At 54.2% G+C, this 22,224-nt stretch carries 19 protein-coding genes; 15 read left to right on the forward strand and 4 right to left on the reverse strand.

All coding sequences use genetic code 11. The features are described from left to right. Window positions 1–30: 30 nt before the first annotated feature. The gene (gene pknB / locus NXT00_RS00130; RefSeq protein ID WP_259157626.1) at window positions 31–2,238 is read right to left on the reverse strand and encodes a Stk1 family PASTA domain-containing Ser/Thr kinase; all 2,208 of its coding nucleotides are present in this window, start codon (window positions 2,236–2,238) and stop codon (window positions 31–33) included. Between the two features lie 74 nt (window positions 2,239–2,312). On the opposite strand from pknB, the gene NXT00_RS00135 reads away from it, so the two are divergent. Further along, window positions 2,313–2,681, forward strand: a complete 369-nt coding sequence (locus tag NXT00_RS00135) for an Rv2175c family DNA-binding protein (protein WP_259076066.1) — start codon at window positions 2,313–2,315, stop codon at window positions 2,679–2,681. On the opposite strand, the gene NXT00_RS00140 is transcribed toward NXT00_RS00135, so the two are convergent. From NXT00_RS00140 to NXT00_RS00150, 3 genes are all read right to left on the reverse strand, one after another. Further along, window positions 2,678–4,123: an alpha-(1->6)-mannopyranosyltransferase A gene (locus NXT00_RS00140; RefSeq protein ID WP_259157627.1), complete on the reverse strand. Its 1,446-nt coding sequence runs from the start codon at window positions 4,121–4,123 to the stop codon at window positions 2,678–2,680. The genes NXT00_RS00135 and NXT00_RS00140 overlap by 4 nt on opposite strands. Before the next feature lie 8 nt (window positions 4,124–4,131). Then, on the reverse strand, window positions 4,132–5,202 hold the full coding sequence (locus NXT00_RS00145) for a polyprenyl synthetase family protein (RefSeq protein WP_259076070.1): 1,071 nt from the start codon (window positions 5,200–5,202) through the stop codon (window positions 4,132–4,134). Window positions 5,203–5,360: 158 nt separating this feature from the next. Beyond that, entirely contained in the window at window positions 5,361–5,906 is a 546-nt protein-coding gene (locus NXT00_RS00150; RefSeq protein WP_259076073.1) for a GNAT family N-acetyltransferase, read from the reverse strand. A gap of 207 nt (window positions 5,907–6,113) precedes the next feature. Between NXT00_RS00150 and NXT00_RS00155 the strand changes: the two genes are divergently transcribed. The 14 genes from NXT00_RS00155 to NXT00_RS00220 all read left to right on the forward strand — a co-directional run bounded on the left by NXT00_RS00155 (window position 6,114) and on the right by NXT00_RS00220 (window position 22,175). Continuing rightward, window positions 6,114–6,542, forward strand: a complete 429-nt coding sequence (locus NXT00_RS00155; protein ID WP_259076075.1) for an SAV_6107 family HEPN domain-containing protein — start codon at window positions 6,114–6,116, stop codon at window positions 6,540–6,542. Window positions 6,543–6,730: 188 nt separating this feature from the next. After that, entirely contained in the window at window positions 6,731–7,105 is a 375-nt protein-coding gene (locus NXT00_RS00160) for a DUF3040 domain-containing protein (RefSeq protein ID WP_259076077.1), read from the forward strand. Window positions 7,106–7,585: 480 nt separating this feature from the next. Then, window positions 7,586–8,017, forward strand: a complete 432-nt coding sequence (gene mraZ / locus NXT00_RS00165; protein WP_259076079.1) for a division/cell wall cluster transcriptional repressor MraZ — start codon at window positions 7,586–7,588, stop codon at window positions 8,015–8,017. 171 nt (window positions 8,018–8,188) lie between these two features. Next, window positions 8,189–9,211 (forward strand): 16S rRNA (cytosine(1402)-N(4))-methyltransferase RsmH, encoded by a 1,023-nt coding sequence (gene rsmH, locus NXT00_RS00170; RefSeq protein WP_259076081.1) that lies wholly within the window; start codon window positions 8,189–8,191, stop codon window positions 9,209–9,211. Further along, a complete protein-coding gene (locus NXT00_RS00175) occupies window positions 9,208–9,882 on the forward strand; it encodes a hypothetical protein (RefSeq protein ID WP_259076084.1) in 675 nt (224 codons plus the stop codon). Before rsmH ends, NXT00_RS00175 begins: the two co-directional genes overlap by 4 nt. A gap of 146 nt (window positions 9,883–10,028) precedes the next feature. Then, window positions 10,029–11,894, forward strand: a complete 1,866-nt coding sequence (locus NXT00_RS00180; protein WP_259076086.1) for a penicillin-binding protein 2 — start codon at window positions 10,029–10,031, stop codon at window positions 11,892–11,894. A gap of 69 nt (window positions 11,895–11,963) precedes the next feature. Then, window positions 11,964–13,472 carry a UDP-N-acetylmuramoyl-L-alanyl-D-glutamate--2,6-diaminopimelate ligase gene (locus NXT00_RS00185; RefSeq protein WP_259157628.1) on the forward strand — a complete coding sequence of 503 codons (1,509 nt, stop codon included), beginning with the start codon at window positions 11,964–11,966 and terminating at the stop codon, window positions 13,470–13,472. Then, window positions 13,469–14,941 (forward strand): UDP-N-acetylmuramoyl-tripeptide--D-alanyl-D-alanine ligase, encoded by a 1,473-nt coding sequence (gene murF, locus NXT00_RS00190; protein ID WP_259157629.1) that lies wholly within the window; start codon window positions 13,469–13,471, stop codon window positions 14,939–14,941. The genes NXT00_RS00185 and murF overlap by 4 nt, the downstream gene beginning before the upstream one ends. A 3-nt stretch (window positions 14,942–14,944) precedes the next feature. After that, window positions 14,945–16,042: a phospho-N-acetylmuramoyl-pentapeptide-transferase gene (gene mraY, locus NXT00_RS00195; RefSeq protein ID WP_259076093.1), complete on the forward strand. Its 1,098-nt coding sequence runs from the start codon at window positions 14,945–14,947 to the stop codon at window positions 16,040–16,042. After that, window positions 16,043–17,416: a UDP-N-acetylmuramoyl-L-alanine--D-glutamate ligase gene (gene murD / locus NXT00_RS00200; protein WP_259157630.1), complete on the forward strand. Its 1,374-nt coding sequence runs from the start codon at window positions 16,043–16,045 to the stop codon at window positions 17,414–17,416. A gap of 16 nt (window positions 17,417–17,432) precedes the next feature. Next, window positions 17,433–18,887 (forward strand): putative peptidoglycan glycosyltransferase FtsW, encoded by a 1,455-nt coding sequence (locus NXT00_RS00205; protein WP_259157631.1) that lies wholly within the window; start codon window positions 17,433–17,435, stop codon window positions 18,885–18,887. Between the two features lie 81 nt (window positions 18,888–18,968). After that, window positions 18,969–20,045 carry an undecaprenyldiphospho-muramoylpentapeptide beta-N-acetylglucosaminyltransferase gene (murG, locus tag NXT00_RS00210; RefSeq protein ID WP_259157632.1) on the forward strand — a complete coding sequence of 359 codons (1,077 nt, stop codon included), beginning with the start codon at window positions 18,969–18,971 and terminating at the stop codon, window positions 20,043–20,045. 26 nt (window positions 20,046–20,071) lie between these two features. Further along, window positions 20,072–21,493 (forward strand): UDP-N-acetylmuramate--L-alanine ligase, encoded by a 1,422-nt coding sequence (murC, locus tag NXT00_RS00215; RefSeq protein WP_259157633.1) that lies wholly within the window; start codon window positions 20,072–20,074, stop codon window positions 21,491–21,493. A gap of 25 nt (window positions 21,494–21,518) precedes the next feature. Continuing rightward, complete coding sequence (locus NXT00_RS00220) at window positions 21,519–22,175, forward strand: cell division protein FtsQ/DivIB (protein ID WP_259076126.1); 657 nt, start codon at window positions 21,519–21,521, stop codon at window positions 22,173–22,175. Window positions 22,176–22,224: the final 49 nt, after the last annotated feature.

The following is a 22,224-nucleotide window of genomic DNA, read 5'->3' on the forward strand; positions in this document are numbered from 1 at the left end:
AGAACCCGCCAGATGGCGGGTTCTTTTTTCCTAGGACACGGTGGCAGTTATGCGCTGGCCCGGTTTAACGGATTTACCCGCTTTCGGTGATTGCTTAGTCACAATTGCTCCGTCGTCCGCACTCGACGCTACAACTAAACTGAGTCCAGCGTCTCGAGCGGCGCGCGCGGCATCGGCAACGCTCAAGCCAACAAAATCGGGAACCGATATCCTCGACACTACAATGATGGTGACCTCCGCTGCGTCGGCGTCGATGAGTGTTCCAGGTGGCGGATCGAGTGTGGCTACCGCCTGATCAGAAAAGCCCGCAGCGGTGGCTGAAGATGCTCGTTTAGTGGCTTTAACCTTAACGCCCAGGTCCTCTAATTGGCTGCGAACCTCGGCAGCGTCAAGCCCGACAACCTCGGGCAGAACTACCGCCGTGGACACTGAGATTGTAATATCCTGACCTTTCGCCGCTTGTTCGCCAGCAGGCGGATCACTCTTGATCACTTTGCCATCTGTCATCGTCTCATCGTAGATTTTTTCAATAATGACATTGAAGCCAGCCTCTTCGAGGATGGTGCGCGCCTGTGGGCCTGTCTGGCCCTTAACCTCAGGTACTGTCACCGGCTCGGGCCCCTTGGAGCGATGCACTGTGACTACCGATTGGGTAAGCACCTCCGTGCCGGGTTCCGGTTCCACGCGGCTGATCTCACCCGCTGGGATATCGGAGGAGAATTCTGGTTCTCCCTCCTGAGCCGCCAATGTGTAATTGGCCAGAATCTGAGGGTAGTTAGCGATTCCCCGAAAATCAGGCACCCGTGGACGCCCCTTGGACACCAAAAGGGTGACAACGTCACCCTTAACCTGTCGTCCACCTGCTTGAGGATCGGTGCCAGCAGCAAAACCTACCGGAATATCGTTGGCATAGGCCTCCTGGCTGGTGGTTGAGAAACCGGCTTCACTCAGTACTCGTTCAGCAGCTACTCGCTCCATACCAATGACCTGTGGGATCTCCCCGTAGCGGCCGGAACCAAGCCACCACCCACCGATCGCTACCGCAATGGTGAGAATGAGGGCCAAAATTGTCCACGCAATCAGTCGCCCTTTGCCGCGGTTGTGAGCGGTCACTGGTGGGGTATATGGGATGGTTACTGGCTCCGGGATATAGCGTGGCGCGCTATTTACGGGAGCAAAGGTAGTGGTCTCGTTGAGAGCGTCAAAATCGGGGGCTGATTCTGTGGCAAGAATGGAAGTCTCTTCATTGCTGCCGATTACTGGCAGTACGGTGGTGCTATCCACCGGATTCTCGCTCATCTCTCCAGCAGTTAGCGCCGTTGTGAACATGGCAGAATTGTCGTCTTCGATTATGCCTTCAGCGGCACGCGAGGCCGCACCGTCGCGAGGCACGGGCACCGTGAAATCAGGAAGCTGCAATTCCTCAGCGACGTCTTCGAGTGCGAGTAGAAATTCCGATGCATTATTAAAGCGCTCGCTGGGACTAAAAGAGCACGACGACACTACCAATTCATCGATGAGCTTCGGAACCCCGCTGATTTGAGAGCTGGGAACAGGCACGTCGATATCGAGCCGCGCAAACGCTTTTTCCATATCGGATTCACCCGTAAAGGGTGTTTCTCCGGTGAGCAGTTCGAAGAGCACCAGACCTGCGGAGTACACATCAGACGCTGGGGTGATGGAGGCACCGGAAACCTGTTCTGGTGACAGATAGCTAACCGTACCGACAATTGAGTTCTGATCGCCGTCGTGGGCGGCGGCGCGCACGAGACCAAAGTCGGAGAGCTTAACCTGGTGATGGGACGAGATGAGAATATTATCTGGCTTCAGATCACGGTGGACGAGTCCGGTTTGATGGACGGCATCAAGACCCTTAAGGACCTCGCGCATCACCGCGACGGCGGCATGCGGTGGCATAGGACCGCGCTCAGCGAGTAATTCCCGCAACGTGCCGCCGGTGATCAACTCCATGATGAGGTAGAGGTGTTGCCCCTGCGAGGAGAAATCATAGACGCCGACAAGGTTAGGGTGGTTGATGCGCGCCATCGCCTGGGCTTCGCGGTGGAACCGCTGTCTAAAGACAGGGTCGTTAACGTAGCGTTCGTTCATGACCTTGGCGGCCACGCGCCGACCCAGGCGGGTATCGAGGCAGCGGTAAACCGTGGACATTCCACCTTTCGCAATCGGTGCTTCGATTTTGTACCGGTCTTCGAGGATATCGCCAACGTTTAACTGCATGCTTTCGATTATTCCCTAAAACCTCGGAGTTGCGGAAACTGCGTCAGTGAGAAAAGTCTTGGTATGTTAGCTGTGTGAGTAGTGAAAAAGTTTCAGCTTCGATAATCCCCGCCGATACCGAATTGCTAACAGTGGTTGAATATGCCCAGCGCTTGGGTGTTGCAGTGACCCGAGTATTCGATATGTTGGGCGAGCATAGGCTCATCTGTGTATACGATGGTGCGATCAAAAAAATTCCGGCCGATTTCCTTTCCGCGAAGGGAACAACCAATAAATTCGTCCCAGGTCTTATCGCCCTACTCTCGGACGGTGGCTATACCGATACCGAAATTTTTACCTATCTCTACACTGACGATGACTCCCTTCCTGGTCGTCCTATAGATGCCCTCCACGGGCATCTAGCGCGCGAAGTTATGCGGCGCGCACAGGCTATGGGTCTCTAGATTCTTATAAGCCGTGCTGCGCTGACGGCTACCAGGGCGCAACAGATGACCCAGATCGGATTATAGAGTTGGTGATTGCCCGAACCGTTAAAGCTGGCCGCAATGAAGATGCTGCAAGCTGCGAGCGCCCGGATGAGTAAAGGCCTCTCGCGTAGTCCAACTACCACCGCGCTCAATGGCAGAATACTGGCGTAGTACCACGGTAATACCACTGCATTAAAGCTCAAGACCACGATATACATGACAGCCATAGCGGCCACCGGTTTCGTGCGACCCCACCACCAACAGAGGAGATACCCTCCGACCATGATGACAACGCCCATCTGGCGCATCACTGCCAGAACCTCGTTATACGGGAAGGGCTCGATAAATAGTGACCCAATAACCGCGATCTGGTCACTGATAAGGGTAGGGACGGACAGCGGATTTATAACCTTGGAATTACCCGTGAGCGCTTGGATCCATCCATAGGAAGCACCCGAAGCGGTGGTGATTAACGCTAGAACGGCTACACTAAGAAGTGCTCCGATTGTTGCGTGCAAGAAAAAGGCGCGCACCCGAGCAGCTGTTGAGTTGTGGCGATTGACCGCGATCCAGATCACAAAAGGTAGGACAAAACCCGCCGTTGCCTTTAGCGACATCGCTAATGCAATGAGCACAATACCGCTATAGAATCCCCCAATATTGGGAAAGCGGTAGATGCTCACGAGGCCGACCATCACCAGACCTACCATGATGGCCTCATTATGCAGGCCACCAATAAGATGGATGAGCATGACAGGATTGAGCACGCCTATCCACAGCGCAAAACTTCTGTCTACACCGAATATCAGCGCCAGCCGAACCACACCATAAGCTATGAGTGCACACCCGATCAGCATGACGGCTTTTATGAGGTAGACACCTATGAGCACCTGATCGCCCGCTAGAATCGTGATTCCCTTGCTCAACCATAAATGCAATGGCCCATATGGGGTAGTGGTATTACGCCAATCATGGGAGACCTCGAAGAGGTAATTATTGGGATTAACAGCGGGGCCTTGGGTGTAGGCGTCGAAACCGTCGCGCAACAGAGTACCTTGCATGAGGTAGGAGTAGACATCACGCGACATAAGGGGAGCTGCTGGAATGAGAGGCACCACCCACCACAGCATAACCTTACGCATAAAGGGATAACTTGGTAGGCAGAGTCCGAGAAGAACCCACGCCGCTATCAGACCCATGGTGCCCACCCACACCGCGGTATTAGACAACGTTGCTCCGTGACCAAAGCTGAGAAATTCCCAACCGAGACGCTTGAGTAGCCCGTCGCGCCGCTGGGTTGCACCGCCACCAAAAGAACCTAGCGTAAGCAGGAGAGCAGAGACTGAGCCGAGGATGAGGCCAGCGCGGGCGGGGGAAAGCTGGGTGATGTGCGAATAAAAAGGTGAGCTGGCAGGCATATCAGTGGCTAAAGGGCGCGCGCCGTGGCCTGGGAGGCAATCTGCGAGAGTAACTCAAATACTTCTGGCTTCAGGTTAAGCTGCTCCAGATAGTGAAGTCCTTGTGAGACCATCGTGTCAATTCGCTCTTCGATTGCTTCATCGGCCCCTGTGCTTTTGATATCGGCCGTTAGCTGGCTAATAGCTGCAGCGTCCACGACGTTGCCTATACCAGCTCGAATCCGCTTTTTAGTTGCGGGATCAGCAAGTTTGAGCGCAGTGGCGAGAAGTACCGTTCGTTTACCCTCGCGCAGATCGTCGCCTGCTGGTTTGCCGGTAACCTCAGGATCCCCGAAGACCCCCAATTGATCGTCTCGGAGTTGGAAAGCTATACCGATTTCCCTACCAAAGTGTCGCAAACCGGTGATTCGTTCGGCCGAGGCATCACCGAGTGCAGCTCCGATATGTAAGGGGCGCTCGATGGTATAGGCGGCGGTTTTGAAACGATTGACATTATTGGCTAGGGCGAGATCTTCGCTTGAGCTAGCCTCTAGCGCGATATCAAGTAATTGGCCGCCGATAACCTCCGTTCGCATTCCGCGCCATGCCGGTAGGGCTCTGGTGATGGCAGCGGGGCTTAACCCAGAGGAGTGGAACATATCGTCGGCCCAAACGAGCCCGAGATCGCCCATGAGGATGGCGACTGATTCTCCAAAGTGAGCGCTATCGCGAGACCAGCCGCGCTGTCGGTGTGTGGATTCGATGAGGCGGTGAAAGGTGGGATTGCCGCGTCTCGTATCAGAAGAATCGATAATATCGTCGTGGATGAGAGCACAGGCCTGAATAAATTCGAGCGAAGATATGGCAGTGATAACAGCTTCGACGTCTTCACACTCATGACCAGCTGCCACATAACCTGCCCAGGCGCACAGAGGTCGCATCCTTTTCCCGCCGCTTAGGACAAATGTTTCCAGTTTCCCTACAGCCTCCGAGACAGGGTCTCCGATAGTAGCAATAGCTTCGCGCTGCTCGCTGAAGAAGCGGCGGAGCTTATCTTCAACACGAGCTGGTAGATCCTCGATTGCAGGGTACTGATTCATGATTCCTCGCGCGGGTGAATGAGTTCGAATTATTAACGTATTGCGGCGGATGTCACCAAGTCTTCCTGACTAGTTTACGGTATATCCGCTACCGCGCAGCATTTTTTTAAGCAGCGCACTCTCATCAGGTCTGTAGTGAGCTGAGCGCCTGCACTGGCTTAGGGGCGCAATTGCTTAGAGAGGATGGCAAAGGGGCGGGCATCGCCGCGAAAGTGAAAATCGCGAAGTACATCTTGAAAGCCAAAGTTCCTATACAGGTGGAAGGCTGCATTCTCTTCTGCGTTCACTTCGGGAGTAGATAGTATCGCGTACTCACAGTCCACCTTGTGCAGTAGCTGTTGGAGGAGGGAGTGGCCGATCCCCAGTCCTTGGAGTCGGGGTTCGACGTGAATTTCGGAAATAGTGAAATAATCTCCTAGCACCTCTAAGCGGTGTGACCCATGCTCACGCAAACCGCGCCGAATTTCTTGGTCCCACCACTGGTGGCGGGCTCCGCGGTGGCCAAAACAAAAGCCCAAAAGGTGGCTGGCATCATGCGCGATAACTGATTGAAAATCTTTTTCGAGGGAGGCAATCCGCCACGCTTTCATCGCTGTGTTGTGCACGTCTGTGCCATAACTCATCGCACGGATATAAATACTGACCAGTTGGGGACAGAGCACCGAGAATTCATAAGGGCTCAGGCGTGAGTAGAAGATAGGCACCCTTGTATGGAACCACGTTTTTAAGCAGATAACTTTGTTTAGCGGAAAATACCCCTTTTAATTTTAGAACATATGTTCTAAAATGAGGAGTGTGTAGTCCACCTCATTCGATAATCTGAGCTACAACAAGCAAATCTTCGTTCTAAAAAGGCATAAGCCCCCTGAGTCTCGTCGCTCGAAAGGCGTGAATGATTAAGGAGAAAGATAATGGGAGTCGTCGTTTCGGCTAGTACACGTTTTCAGGCTGGTCAGGGGAGTGCCGCGGGTTTCTTAAACCGTGCTCAGGTGCTCACCCGTGAGGCGGTGCAGGCTCGCGACCACGGTCGTCTCGATATCGCCTTAGAATATGCATACCTGGCATCCATTAAGGTTGCGGCTGCGTGGGTGTCCTGTACCGTCGTGGCGAAGCGTAAACGGAAGCCGCGTTCAGTTTTTGCTCAGTTAGCTATGGTGGGCGGCGAGGCTACGCAGTGGGCGCAGCGTATCGGAGCCTTTTCGCAATTGCGTAGCCGATCTCTATCGGGATTAGAGTGCCAGCTAACCGTGGAGGTCTTAGATGAGCTCATCGAGCTCGTGGCCGAGTTTTATAACGAGGTGGATCGGATTACCGTGGTCTCCTACCCAGCGGCTTCTTAGATGGGGGGGTGACGTGGCTAGAAAAGTGTTCGCTAAGGGAACTTTCGCTTCGGGGTGGCCGTTGTAGTACTAAGAAGGCATAATCTTTGCTATGTCGAGAGCGGTTTCATGCAGCTCCTCCCGATAAAAAGGCATTATGCTGGTTGTATTCACAATATATCGCTGCATTGCGTACCAAGGGAGGCGCCGTGTCACTTTCCGAGCACGAGCAAGAATTACTCAAGGAGATCGAACGGTCGTTGCTGGCGGAGGATCCACACTTCGGTAAGTCGGTCCCGCGAGGCGAAGCTCATAGCGCGCTGAGCTTCAGGGGCTTTGCAGTTATCGTCATTGGCCTTGTGATGTTGGTCGGTGGGGTAGCACTTAGTCAAATCTCCCTATGGCTGGTTGCCCTCAGTATTGTCGGCTTTGTGGTGATGGTGGCTGGCGCTATCTGGATGCTCAGTGGAGATGGTGCTTCTAGTGGTTTAACGAAGAGAGAGAAAACCCTACCACGGCCGGTCAAAGACGACGGCTTGGGGTCGCGTATGGAAGAGAATTTCCGCAAACGCTTCGAAAAATAAACGCTTTTTATCTCAGCCCTCAAGAGAAATCTTGGGGGTTTTTATTGTGCTCCCCACTTCCCCCCACCATCAATGGCTGGGTTTTAAATTTTTTGGATAGTGCTGGAATGGTTCTCGGTTAAGTTGTGGATGATGGTGCAGTTCGCCACAGAAATATGAGGTTTTTGAGGACTGCTGTTAAGTCTTGTGAATGATGGGTGTGTCTTATACTAGCGGTGTACAACGATACCAATGGGGGAGAATCCAGGGGTGAACTGGCTATAGCTAAAATTTTGCCCCACTCATATCTGCGCAGGTAAAAGCATTTTTTGCGCGCAAAAAAAGGGTGGATTCAATGTTTGGCTACAAAAAGTGGGGGATTGTGGGGTAGAGTGGGGCACGTAGTAAACGGGAAACCTTCGCAGATAAGTGGAGGACACACGATTACTGCCCCTTGATTGTCAACCGAGGCTTGGAAAAGAAAGGTGGGTGCCTGCATCCATGTTTCTGGGAACTTATACCCCCAAGCTGGACGATAAGGGCCGCCTGACTCTTCCGGCAAAATTTCGAGAGGAATTAGCCGGCGGTCTCATGGTGACCAAAGGGCAAGACCATTCCCTGGCGGTCTACCCGAAGGATGAATTTGTCAAACGCGCTCGCAAAGCGGCAGAAGTTTCGCGAACGAATCCTGAGGCACGCGCCTTTATCCGTAACCTCGCAGCAAGTGCGGATGAACAAAGGCCAGATGGTCAAGGACGCATCACTTTATCGGCTCCGCACCGTGAGTATGCGGGTCTTGTGAAGGAATGTGTGGTCATAGGATCCATGGATTTCCTTGAAATCTGGGACGCCGAGGCCTGGGCAACGTACCAAGAAGAAACTGAAGCAGCCTTCGCAGCTGCCGATGGTGATATCTTGGGCGGTTTGCTCTAACGCTGCATCGAGTACGCGGAGTGTACATATGAACTCCATTCTTGATCGTCGTTCTGGTGTACTTCCCCGACATCAGAGCCTGGATCTAATCCAGTGGATGAAGAATGGGGCTCTATGTATACCCCACCAACTCGACTGGCATGACGAAGAGTTCAAGGGAAAGAGACGCTTGTGGTTGACAGCACTACTCAGTTTGATCACACCGCGGCCAATCACGGCCACATACCGGTTATGCGAGACAGGATCGTTGAACTTCTCAGTCCCGCTGTCGAGCTCATGGGCGATAACGCCGTCATTATTGATGGCACCCTAGGTGCTGGAGGGCACAGCGAATCCCTTCTGAACACCTTTACAAGCGTGCATATTATCGGCCTCGACCGAGATGAGCGGGCCCTAGACCAGGCCCGTGAGCGTTTAAAACCCTTTGGCTCTAGGTTTATCGCCTTCAATACTCGCTTCGATCGCTTCCTGCCTCTCTTAAGAGCCTCCGATGCCCCTGGGTGTACCTTATTAAAAGAATTCGGACTCACGGGTGCTCTTTTTGACCTGGGAGTGTCATCGATGCAGCTTGATCAGATTGAGCGAGGCTTTGCCTACCGAGTCGATGCACCCCTCGATATGCGTATGGATGGCAATGACGGGCTCACCGCCGCCGATATTCTCAATACTTACTCCCACGGCGACTTGGCACGTCTGCTCAAGACCTACGGCGAAGAACGCTTCGCTGGAAAGATCGCTACGGCCATCGTGAAGGAACGCGAGAAAGCACCATTTGTTACCTCGGCGCGCCTAGTCGAACTTCTCTATGCCACTATTCCCGCCGCGACTCGCCGCACTGGTGGTCACCCCGCAAAAAGGACATTCCAGGCCCTACGCATTGAGGTGAACAAGGAGCTCGAAGCCATCGAGAATGTACTTCCCGTCATCACTGATCTTTTAGCTCCAGGCGGGCGATGTATCTTTATGGCCTATCAGTCTCTTGAGGACAAGATCGTGAAGAATTACTTCAAAAAAATTACGGCGGACACTACACCCTTGGGGCTACCGGTTCATTTGCCTGATGATTCTCCTCGCTTCAAACTTCTGACCCGGGGAGCGGAGAAAGCTTCTGCTACTGAAATTGATACCAATCCGCGTTCCGCCCCTGTTCGGGTTCGGGCTGTGCAAGCAATAAAAGAAGGCATAGGATCATGAATGCAACGACCATCGAGCCCCGCAAGCGCACTGGTCAGTCTCGCGACTTAAGCAAGGGGTCTATGCAGAGCTCTCGACTTAGCACGCTAGCACCTCCTCAGCGCCCCGTGGTTACCCGCACGGTGACTGCCCCTCAAAGGCGCTTCCAACATAAGAGTGGCTCAAAGCAACAGTTCACACACCGTGGTCGCCGAATCGAACGCCCGCAAGCTAATCGACGCGCGGTGTATACGGTTGTAGGCTTCACCCTCCTCATTCTGCTCGGTTTCCTGGCCGCCTCAATTGTCTCTGGTGTGACCACCCAACAAGCCTTCAGGATCACCGAGCTAAGGATCGCGCAGCAGACTTTGGATAACCAGCTCGAGACGCTCAATAGAGACGTGGAGCGAGCCGCAGCGACAGGTCAAATTGCCCGCCAAGCACAGCGCTATGGCATGGTGATTCCAGATCAGCCAGGTGTCTTAGTGCGCAATCCCGATGGCACCGTAGTCGAACAGCGACCCCCTAGTGATCGCACGCGCCCGATCACCGATATCAACGATGAGTATATGACGTCTAATATCCCCACCAGCGATCCGCTCCACACACAGGGTACGATGGATCAACAGACTACGGCGCCCATCGAGGGTCCCGTGGTGGCAGATATCGCTCCCTATACTGCAGGGAACTAGAGTATTTCGAGGTTCTATAAGCCGTGGATAAGCCGAGATCTCAGCGACCGGGACGAGAGGATAGCTCGTCCCGGCTTCGCGGTTACCCGAATCTAGCGCCCGAACGACCTCAGAAAGCGCCACAAAAGACTGCCCCACAAAAAGCAATGCGCCAGCGGATCGCTCTAGTGCGAGTATTAACCGTCGTGATCGCGGTCGTTCTTATCGGGCGAATGGCTTTTATCGATATCGCTTGGGGACCGGAACTAGCCGCCCGCGCCGAACAGCAGCGCACCCGAGTATTCGAGGATCATGCAAAGCGCGGGGAGATTGTTGATAGACAAGGTAAAAAACTCGCATTCACCATGCGATCGAGTATGTTAAGCGTTCACCCGAATCTATTGCGCGACGAGCTTCCCTATGTGATCAAAATGGATCTGATCAAAGAAGGCAAGTGGGGCAGCATAGCCGTTAAAGATCGCGATAGCGTCCTTGAGGGCCTCGTCGATACCTATCTGCGCAATTATGCAACAGAAATAGCTTCCATCATCACCGAGAACGCAGCCTCCCATCATGACGTCTCCGCCAAGGAGATCTATCAGACGCTGACTAGCGACAGTACCTACTCGGTTCTGGTCGCTCGGGTAGACCCAGATATAGCGCAGATGGTTGCCGATAAGTTCTTCGGCATTGTGGTGGAGAATAAATTTTTAAGGGAATACCCTAACGGTGCCATTGCCTCTAATGTCTTAGGCAAAGTAAGCCCCCAGGGTGCGGGGCAGTTCGGCTTCGAAGCCTCGCGAGATTTTCTTCTCGCTGGCCGCGATGGCCAGTACACGTACGATGTTTCAAATGGGGGACCCGTCATCCCGGGTACTCGTCGCGATAAGACCCTGCCCGTCGACGGAGGAAGCGTTACCCTCACCCTCGATTTGGATCTGCAAACCTATGTGCAACAACAACTAGAACAAGCCAAAGCAAATTCTTTAGCACAGAGCGCATCAGCAGTTGTTCTCGACGCCCACACCGGTGAAGTTCTGGCTATGGCTAATACGGACGCCGTTGATAACACCGGTGATCTGCAAAAGCAACTCGACGAAGGCAAGAATTTCGGAAATCCTACGATATCCGAGCCCTTTGAACCTGGATCGGTAGCTAAGATCATTACTGCCGCCGGCGTCATTGAGGATGGTGTGAGCACGCCCGATGAGGTGCTCACCGTCCCAGGATCCATCCACATGGCGGGAGTCAGCGTCAAAGATGCGTGGGACCATGGACCAGTGCCCTATACCACTACTGGGATTTTTGGAAAATCTTCCAATGTAGGAACCCTCATGCTAGCCCAACGTCTTGGCGAGCAGCGCTATGGGGATTTACTCAAGAAATTTGGCATTGGACATCCCACGGGCATTGAATTGCCTGCCGAGTCGGAGGGACTCTTACCGCCGATCGAACAGTGGTCGGGAGGAACCTTCGCTAATCTTCCCATCGGCCAAGGCATGAGCTGGACATTGCTTCAAATGGCTGGAGTTTATCAAACTCTCGCTAATGGCGGTGAGCGTATCGAACCTCGCATTATCGCTGAAGCCCGTGATACTTCAGGCACCGTTATTGAACAACCGGAACCTCGAAGAGTTCGGGTAGTGAGTAAGGAAACGGCGCAAACCGTGGTAGATATGTTCCGCTCTGTCACCCAATCCGATCCCAGTGGACTGCAACAAGGAACCGGTAGCACGGCAGCGATTGCGGGTTACCAAATCGCCGGAAAGACTGGTACCGCACAGCAGGTTGATCCCCTCACCCAGGCCTATTCCAATTCCGCATACTGGATCACTTTCGCCGGTATCGCTCCAGCGGATGACCCCCGCTTCGTTGTGGCCCTTATGTTAGATCGGCCGCAACGTGGTGTTCACGGTGAAGGCGGGCAATCAGCAGCGCCGCTCTTCCACGATATTGCGAGCTGGCTTCTCGATCGCGATAATATTCCGCTGAGTCCCCCCGATTCAGGTCCGATGATCCTGCAGGTTCCTTAGCAACCGGCGAATCCCCCTTATATAGGGCTACCGAGCAAAAAATACAATGTGGAGAGAAGGTTAGTGACAGTGCAGAATCAGCAGCAAGGAATCACCCTATCGATTCTTGCCGACATTGCAGGTGCGACTCTGGTGAACGCAGACGCAGCACGGGGAGGGATCACTGGCATTAGCCTCGACTCGGCGTCGGTGCAGGAAGGTGAAATCTTTGCCGCTTTACCAGGCACCCGTGTCCACGGCGCCCAGTTTGCAGGCTCCACCGCGGCAGCAGCTATTCTCACCGATCGCAAAGGATTGCTCATCCTTGAAGATGAAGGAGAACAGCGCCCCATTTTAGTGGTGGAGGATATTCGTTCCATTCTCGGCCCCGTCGCCAGTTATATATTTTCCGACCCTTCTGCTGATTTAACCGTTATTGGTATCACCGGCACATCTGGAAAGACCACCACAAGCTACCTATTAGAGGCTTGTCTCATGGCAGCGGGGAAAAAGGTTGGCATTATTGGCACCACGGGCACGAGGATTAATGGCGTGAAGGTGCCTACCTCACTTACCACCCCAGAGGCCCCAACTCTGCAAGCCCTTTTCCACCAAATGCTCGATAGCGGTGTGACCCACGTGGTTATGGAGGTATCCTCCCACGCTCTTATGCTAGGGCGTGTCAATGGGGTTCATTTTGATCTCGCAGGGTTTACTAACCTTTCTCAAGACCACCTTGATTTCCACCGCTCCATGGAAGAGTACTTCGAGGCTAAGGCCCTTTTATTCGATCCCCAATCAGCCATCCACGCATCTCGAGCCGTTATCAACACCGACGATGAATGGGGAAAGAAAATACTGCTCAGAGCGGGTTCGCTAGCCCGTGCTTTAAGGACTGTGGACAATTATACGAGCCAGAGCACTCACTATGAGGTCACCGGCATTCGCAGTGCCAAGGCGGGATCTCAGGAGTTTAGCTTTAATTCGGTACCAGTTGTCCTTCCTATGCCAGGGCGTTTTAATAGCGCGAATGCGGGCCTCGCCCTAGCCCTCGTCGATAGTCTCGGACTCGATATATCAGCGGCAGTCAAGGGCTTAGCTACCGTCGGGGTGCCCGGACGCATGGAACGTATCGACGGTGGTCAAGATTTTCTGGCTGTGGTTGATTATGCGCACAAACCAGCAGCAGTACAGGCCATATTAGAGACCGTGAGAGCACAAACTCAGGGTCGTGTGGGCATTGTTCTTGGCTGCGGCGGGGACCGCGATGAATCTAAGCGGGCAGTAATGGGTCAGATAGCTGCAGGGCTTAGCGATCTTTTGGTGGTCACCGATGACAATCCGCGCTCGGAGGATCCAGCACAGATCCGACAGGCCATGCTCACTGGGGCACGGGAAGAAAAGGAGAGCGGTGACGTCATAGAAATCGGGGATCGCAGAAACGCAATAGAATACGCAGTGAATTGGGCTCAGCCTGGTGACTCGATCATTATCGCTGGAAAAGGGCATGAAGTAGGACAGCTGGTCAACGGAGTCAATCACCACTTTGACGATAGGGAAGAACTAGCCCTGGCCATGGAAAAGAGATCCCGCAAATGATCGCCATGAGCTTAAATGAGATCGCCACCGCCGTGGGCGGAATTGTCGTGGACGCCACCGGCTCCGAAATCGTGGATGGGTCAGTGGAATTTGATTCGCGGGCAATCAAACCAGGCGATCTTTTTCTAGCAATACCAGGAGCCCGCGTAGATGGCCATGACTTCGCACAACAAGCACGGAAGCGGGGAGCCCAGGCCGTCATGGGCTTGCGGCCTACGGGCGTACCCACGGTCGTTGTCCCGCATATCGGCCCCGCAGATAGCAATTCATATGCCACAGAGCACGACCAGGACGGTTCGGTAAGCAGTGTGCTCGCCGCTTTAGCCACACTTGCTCACCACCTGATCACCCGTCTTGACCAACTCACCGTGATCGGCGTTACTGGCTCGGCCGGCAAAACAAGTACCAAAGATATCATCGCCAGTATTGCGCGACTCGCGGGAGAAACCGTCGCGCCACCGGGCTCCTTTAATAACGAAATTGGCCACCCCTATACCGCCTTACGCTGCACCGAAAGCACCCGGTATCTTGTCGCAGAACTTAGTGCGCGCGGACTCGGACACATCGCTCACCTAGCTCAGATCGCACCTCCACAGATTGGAGTGGTGCTCAATATAGGAAGCGCCCATATGGGGGAATTTGGGTCGAAAGAAATTATTGCTCGCGCCAAAGGAGAGTTGGTCGAAGCTCTCGACCCTCAAGGGGTAGCCGTGCTCAACGCGGACGACCCCTTAGTCATGCAGATGCGCCAAAGGACATCCGCGCGGATTCTCACCTTCTCCACGAAAAAGCCGGCCGATCTGTGGGCCAGTGATATCAGCCTTGATAAGCTCTCACGGGCCCGGTTCACGTTGCACTACGGTGGCGAAAACGCGGTTATCCACCTCAATATTTTCGGTGCTCATCAGGTTTCTAATGCTCTTGCCGCCGCGGCTGCGGCCGTGGGAGCGGGAATCGCCTTTGCAGATATCGTCGCGGGACTAAATTCTCACCAAGGGACATCAGCTAACCGTATGGATGTCAATATTCGCCCAACGGATAACCTAGTGGTCATCAACGATAGCTACAACGCCAACCCGGAATCTATGCGCTCAGGTATCGATGCAGCTATAACAATGCGCACTCATCGGGTAATCGCAGTGCTCGGGGCCATGGGGGAACTAGGCGATGAAGCACTTGCCGCCCACCGCGAGATTATCGACTACGCCGTCAATCAGGGGATCGATATCGTCATAGCGGTAGGTCAAGACCCAGCTGCGGCAACAATCTATTCTCATGCCCTCACCCGGGGAGTAGAAAGTTACCAAGAAATGACCCCGGACGCCGCGGCAGCACGAGTCGAAGATATCTGCCACGAGTCCGACGTGGTATTTATTAAGGCTTCACATGCATTGGGCCTCTGGGAGGTAGCAGATAGGCTGCTTCCTCATAACCGCATAACGATAAAAGATAACCAGGAAAGTACATAACCCATGACCCAGATTATTATTGCCGCGCTTAGTAGTTTTATCATCGCTATGAGCCTGACCGGGGTCTTAACAAGCAAATTTAGGGCCTCAGGGATCGGCCAAGAGATCCGGGAGGAAGGTCCAGAGTCCCACCAAACAAAGAGGGGTACGCCCACAATGGGTGGCCTTGCCATTGTGGTATCCATCGTACTCGCCTATGCTTTCGCCACGGTCTACGGGGCTCTGAACGGTCATGGCGGTCCGAGTGCCAGTGGCATCATCGCCCTCGCCTTAGTCCTTGCGCTCGGGGGACTGGGTTTTGCCGATGACTATATTAAAATCTTTCGTCAGCGCAATCTAGGTTTAACGAAGACACAAAAATTAGTGATCCAAGCTGTCATCGGAATCTGCTTCGGGATCGCCATCGTTTTGTTCCCTAATGAGGATGGGCTTAGTCCCGGAAGCACTCATCTCAGTTTTGTGCGTGATATAGACACCATCGATCTTGCCTTCGGTGGGGGCTTGGGCATGATCATTTTTGTGCCCTTCATCTACTTGGTGGTGGCCGCATGGTCGAATGCAGTGAATTTGACCGATGGCTTGGACGGGTTAGCGGCGGGCATCTCAGTGCTCGTCTTCTCAGCTTATGCCGTCATCACCTTTTGGCAATATCAAAACTCCTGTAGTGTCGCAGCCGTACCCGGCTGTTATGACGTACGAGACCCCCTCGATCTAGCCATCATCGCCGCCAGCGGCATTGGGGCGAGCCTCGGCTTCTTGTGGTGGAACCGCAACCCTGCCCGAATCTTCATGGGCGATACCGGATCCATGGCGCTCGGCGGCATGGTGATCGCACTTTCGGTTATGAGCCGCACCGAATTACTGGGCATCATCATCGCTTTGATCTGCGTTCTCGAAACCATCTCCGTCATCATTCAGGTCGCAGTTTTCCGCACCACGGGGAAGCGATTCTTCAGAATGTCCCCGCTGCACCATCACTTCGAAAAAGGGGGCTGGCGCGAAATCCATGTGGTGTGGGGCTTCTGGGCCTTCACTCTGCTCAGCGTCGGAGTAGGGCTAGCGATTTTCTTCAGCGAATCTCTCTCCTACGGAGTCAACTAAATGAATATCACTGGACCAATTCTCGTAACCGGAGCCGGCGTATCTGGTACCGCTATGGCACGCCTGCTCAGCAACCAAGGCCATGACGTAACCCTTGTAGACGCCAATGAGACCGCACTCGCCATCGCCCTGGAGCTCACCGGAGTCCCAGGTATTACTCCCGAACGGGCGCACCACGCACTAGCGGATACCGCCCTCATAGTAACGTCACCAGGGTGGCGCCCTGACACTCCACTTTTTGACGCTGCCGCTCAGCGCGGTGTCACAGTCATAGGCGATGTGGAGTTGTGCTTCCGCCTTGATCAGGCTGGCTTCTTTGGACCTCCTCGCACATGGATGGCAGTCACAGGAACTAATGGGAAAACCACCACGACCTCCATGCTCGCTGCAATGATGCGAGAGTCAGGGGCCAAGGCCCAAGCGGTGGGCAATATCGGGGTATCAATCGCGGAGGCCCTGGAGGCGAGCGAGCGAGTCGATATTGTGGTCGCCGAATTATCGAGTTTCCAACTGCACTGGGCTGAGGACCTGAGACCCCATGTGGGTGTATTGCTCAATCTTGCTGAAGATCACCTCGATTGGCATGGCTCCATGCAGGCCTATTGTGAGGATAAAGCCAAAATTCTCACCGCAGAGCACGCGATCGCGGGCGCCGATGACGTCGCTAGTCGTCCCTTCATCTCCAAGGCTACCGTAACCTTTACGGCGGAGGAGCCCCGCAAAGGTCAAATAGGTGTGCGTAATTCTAAGATTTGTGACCGAGCTTTTGCCGAAGAAGAGTATATCGCTCCCATAGCGGGGATTCAGCCACCGGGACCTGCCGGACTTTACGATGCTTTAGCTGCCACCGCCGCTGCACGCGCTGTGGGCGTTGAGCCCCAAGCCATCGCTCGCGCTCTAAAGAATTTTCAAAGCGCTGGCCACCGCGGCCAGGTCATCGCTTACGAGCGAGGCATCCAAGCGATCGATAATTCAAAAGCAACCAATCCTCACGCCGCAGACGCCGCCCTCGCCGGTCACGATTCCATCTTATGGGTTGCCGGTGGACAACTTAAGGGCGCCGATATTGACGGCTTGGTTAAGAAATATGCAGCTCAATTAAAGGCCGTAGCACTTCTTGGTGTCGATCGTGAGACCATCGCCCGTGCTGTGGCACATCATAGGCCTGATATAGAGGTCTATTCCATTGCAGAAAAAGATCCCGTTATCGCGATGGACGACGCTGTCGCCTGGTTAAGTGACAGAGCCTGCGCCGGCGATAGCCTGATTTTGGCGCCCGCCGCTGCAAGCCTAGATATGTACACCGGAATGGGCCAGCGAGGGGATATCTTTAGCCAAGCGGCAAAGAAGTACCTAGCAGAGCATCACCAATGAGAAGAGGGTTCAGACCATGACAGCGAAGTCCACAGCGCGCCCAGGCCTCTGGCACCAGCTCACGATGAGGCTAAAAGACAATAGCGCACGACCCTATTTCGACTATGTCAATATTTTAATAACGGTGGCGCTACTTGCCACCATAGGCCTCATCATGGTCTCAAGTGCGGCCGTGGCAAAATCCGAACGAGAAGCTAATAGCGTGTGGACTCTACCGCTGCACCAGCTCACCATGGTGTCCCTCGGCTTTGTAGCCCTGTGGGCAGCCTTAAAGATCCGCCCTCAGGTAGTAAGGCGACTCAGCTCAGCTATTCTCGCCGTTTCCATCTTGCTACTCATCCTCGTCCTCATTCCCCAGGTCGGAACGGGATTAGCGGAAACGGGCTCGCAGTCATGGATAACCCTAGGGCCGCTGACCATTCAGCCTTCGGAAATCGCTCGCGTTGCCATTGTTATGTGGGGCGCCGATAAACTAGCCGGAAAAAAATTGCGGATGACCTCTATGCACGAACCGCTAGTCCAGTACCTCGTGGTATCCGCAGTGATGGCGATGCTCATCGTCGCCGAGCACGACCTTGGGATGGCAATCAGCTTCATGCTCGTCGTTGTGGTTTTGCTATTCCTCGTGGGTGTGGACATCCGTTTCCTTGGTGCCATGGGGATGCTGTTGGTCATCGGAGTCATCGGACTCTCGCTGTTTTCTACCCAATTCAGAAAAGACCGCATTACGGTATTTCTCAATATCTTCTGGGGCAAATTTGAGGACTCTACCCATTCATCCTTCCAGTCCTATCAAGGTCTACTCTCCATAGCAGAAGGAGGGATCACGGGAGTAGGAATCGGGCAATCACGTGCTAAGTGGTTCTACCTCCCAGAGGCTCATAATGACTTCATCTTCGCCATAGTTGGTGAAGAGATCGGGCTGATCGGTGGAGTTCTTCTCATTTCCTTATTCGCTTGGTTGGGCTATATCGGGCTGCGTATCGCTCAGAAATCTTCCAGCCCTTATCTCAGCCTCCTGTCCTCCACACTTGTCATGGCTGTCGTGCTCCAAGCCTTCATTAATATCGCCTACGTAGTGGCCCTGCTCCCCGTGACGGGTATCCAATTGCCTATGATTTCATCGGGTGGAACCTCGGCGATCATTACTCTGGGCGCCATGGGCCTCGTTGCGAGCGCGGCGCGTCATGAAAGCGATGCAATCTCAGCGATGCAGGCAAATGGCCGGCCCTGGATCGACCGGGTATTGTTGCTCCCTGAACCCCACCTTGAGGGCCTCGACCGCCCAGGCGCTGCACGCCCTCGGACGGGAACAAGGGCAAGCCACACACCAATAACGCGGCAGCTACCTGCGCGCAATCAGCGTCGGACTCCGCCACAGCCAACTCAACCGCGACAGGCTCGTGGGCGCCGTCACATGAACGGGAACTCGCTCAGGCGATCACCGCGCCGAGAATATCCCCGCTCATAGTTCTGAGCAAAAGCCATTTCAGATCAACCTCGGAGCGCATACCAGCGGTTCGATGCGATGGAGACTAAACTGAGAACAATTATGACTACAAAGACAGTGAATATCCTCGTCGCTGGCGGTGGCACCGCCGGGCATATCGAACCGGCACTCGCAGTGGCGGGGGAGTTAAAAAGCCGCGGTTATAACGTCATAGCCTTAGGTAGTCCCAAAGGATTAGAGAAGAACCTCATACCGGCACGCGGCTTCGAGCTGCGCATGATTCCGCCGGTACCCGTACCGCGCCGGGTGAATAAAGACCTGATGAATCTCCCATTCAGGCTCCTGGATACCATTCGGCAGACTCGTCGTATCCTCACTGATAATGACATTGATGTAGTGGTGGGATTCGGGGGGTATGTAGCAGCGCCTGCATATTTAGCGGCGCGCAGTCTAGGTCTGCCCTTTGTGGTTCATGAAGCAAATGCACGGGCTGGCCTAGCCAATAAACTGGGCCAAAAAATTGGTGGCCTAGGGTTGAACGCCGTCGAAGGCTCTGGGATGCCCGGGCGTGTGGTCGGTATCCCTATTCGCTCATCACTTGGTAGTGATAGTGATATTCGTGCGGCTCGTGAGCGTGGACAGTCGCTGTGGAACCTCGATGAAACGCGCCATACTTTACTCGTCACCGGTGGCTCTCAGGGGGCGAAGTCGCTCAATGATGCCATTGAACAGCACGCCGATGAGCTTATCGCTCGCGGATATCAGATCCTCTTGGCACACGGGCCCAATAATCCCGCTCCCACTGCTCGGGAACACCTGGTGAGCGTGCCTTATATCGAAGATATGGCGGCTGCCTACCAGGTTGCAGATCTCATCGTGTGCCGCTCTGGAGCTATGACGGTGGCAGAAATTACCGCCGCAGGAGTCCCCGCGCTCTATGTACCGCTTCCTCATGGCAACGGAGAGCAAGGGCTTAATGCGCGAGCCGTGGTTGATGCAGGTGCTGCCCGCATTATTGCAGATCACGAACTATCCAACCGCCTGGTCGATACGGTGGACGCATTGCTGCGTGACCCCGATGCACTGCAGCGCATGCGTGAGGCCGCAAAGATCTCTGGGGTGGGTAATGCCAGCCATACGATCGCCGATATCGTGGCCGATATCGTTGCTCGATCATAGTCATAGTTAAAGAATTGGAAGATAGCATGGTCACCTCACATGATTTGTCCCGAGTTCACCTAGTGGGAATTGGAGGCGCCGGTATGTCAGGGCTTGCCAGTATCCTTCTTGAACGGGGGCTTGTGGTATCTGGATCGGACATCAAAGAATCTCCGGCTCTTGGTGATTTGCGTACCTTGGGCGCTCATATCGCTGTCGGACACGCCGCTGACAACCTCACCCTCTCAGGTCAGCTCCCTACTGTGGTTGTCACCTCATTCGCCGCGATCCCACCAGATAATCCAGAATTATCGCACGCCAACTCACTTGGTATTCCAGTGATTCGGCGCTCCGATCTCCTGGGAGAATTGATGGCCGATAAAACGCAAATCCTCATCGCCGGAACCCATGGCAAAACCTCGACCACCTCGATGGCCGTCGTAGCGATGCACCACGCGGACATGGATCCCAGCTATGCGATCGGTGGGCAACTCAGCGATTCAGGCAAGAATGCCCATCACGGTCTCAGCCAGTTCTTCATAGCTGAGGCGGATGAATCGGATGCGTCGCTGTTGCGGTATAGCCCCGATATTGCGGTAGTAACCAATATGGAGCCCGATCACCTCGACTATTACGGCTCCAATGATGCGTATATGCAGGTATTTTACGATTTCGCGGAGAGAATAGATTCCGGAGGTACGTTGATTGTCTGCCTCGATGATCCAGCTGCCGCACAGTTGGGAGAGGACTTTAAGGACTTCACGGTGGTATGGGGATATGGCACACCAGAGGCAGCCGCACAGCATCCCGACATTGCTCATACGATCGTTGAATCGATGAGCACCGGCACCGATAACACCACCGCCGTGCTGAAGATGGGGGAGCGGTCGATGCCTATCAGCCTGAGCATTCCAGGCCAGCACATGGTGCTAAATGCTGCGGCCGCCGTGACCGCAGGTGTGGCCGCTGGAGGGGACTTCGCTGCTTTGGTTCGCGGAATTTCTGCCTTCGGTGGGGTGCGCCGTCGTTTTGAATACCGTGGTAGTGCCAACGATATTGATCTCTACGACGATTATGCCCATCACCCCACGGAAGTTGCGGCCGTGCTGCAAGCCGCACGAGAGAGAATAGCCGCTCGAGGCCACGGACGCTTGGTTGCTGTGTTTCAACCCCACTTATATTCCCGTACTCTAGAATTTTCCTCGGAATTCGCCAGCGCCTTATCGCTTGCAGATCGTGCCTATGTCTTGGATATTTATGGCGCCCGCGAGGAAGCTGTAGAGGGAGTGGACTCACAGATTATCACCTCGGCTATGACTATCCCAGCTAGCTTTGTGCCAGATTTTTCCGCAGCCGCAGCCACTATCGCGCCACAGTTGCAACCAGGCGACCTGGTGATCACGATGGGGGCAGGAAGCGTGACCATGTTGGGAGCGTCCCTTTTACACGAGCTAACCACCGGTGCCTAGGACCTGGAAAGGATCGATTTATCTGATGATGGCGAAAAAGATATCACTGACCTTGGTAGGCATAGGGTCAATATGCCTCATTCTCTTCGCCATCGCCTTTTTCTTCCCCGTATTTACGGTTAAGGAGATTATCTCCCAAGGTAGCCAGCACACCCACGCCGAAGATATCCAGAACGTCACCGATCCGCTGATCGGTACGAATACGGTGCGAGTAGATACCCAGGATATTGCTCAGGATCTCGTTGCCTTGCCGTGGGTACTGACGGCCACAGTAAAAACCCAGCTTCCGAGCACCGTGGCAATCGAAATCGTTGAGCACGAGCCAGTGATGTACGAAGCTAAAGAGGACGGGGATCACCTCATCGACCGTCAAGGGCGGGTCTTTGTCGTCGAACCGCACCCCGAGGGGCTCATTGCAGTGACAGGGGTGACCGATGACCAGGGCTACCGCGATATCCTGGGGGTAATCGAGAGTATTGGCGTTGCGGAGCGGTCGGCGATTGCGGAGATCCAAGCACCGTCGGCAAGCAGTATGGCACTCCTTCTTAAGGATGGAAAGCGGGTTTTTTGGGGTAGCAATGAGAATAGTCATGATAAAGCAATCGCTTTGTCGGTAGCGGTGACTCGACCCGAGCAAACCATTGATATCTCAGGTGCGCCGATCGTTTCTGTCGTCCCTTAGAAATATCGAGCCGCAACGCTAAAATCGCATGTCAAAACTCTAAAGTTTA

Origin of the sequence: Corynebacterium sp. ES2715-CONJ3 (genome assembly GCF_024814365.1) — a bacterium.
Taxonomy (GTDB): Bacteria; Actinomycetota; Actinomycetes; order Mycobacteriales; family Mycobacteriaceae; genus Corynebacterium.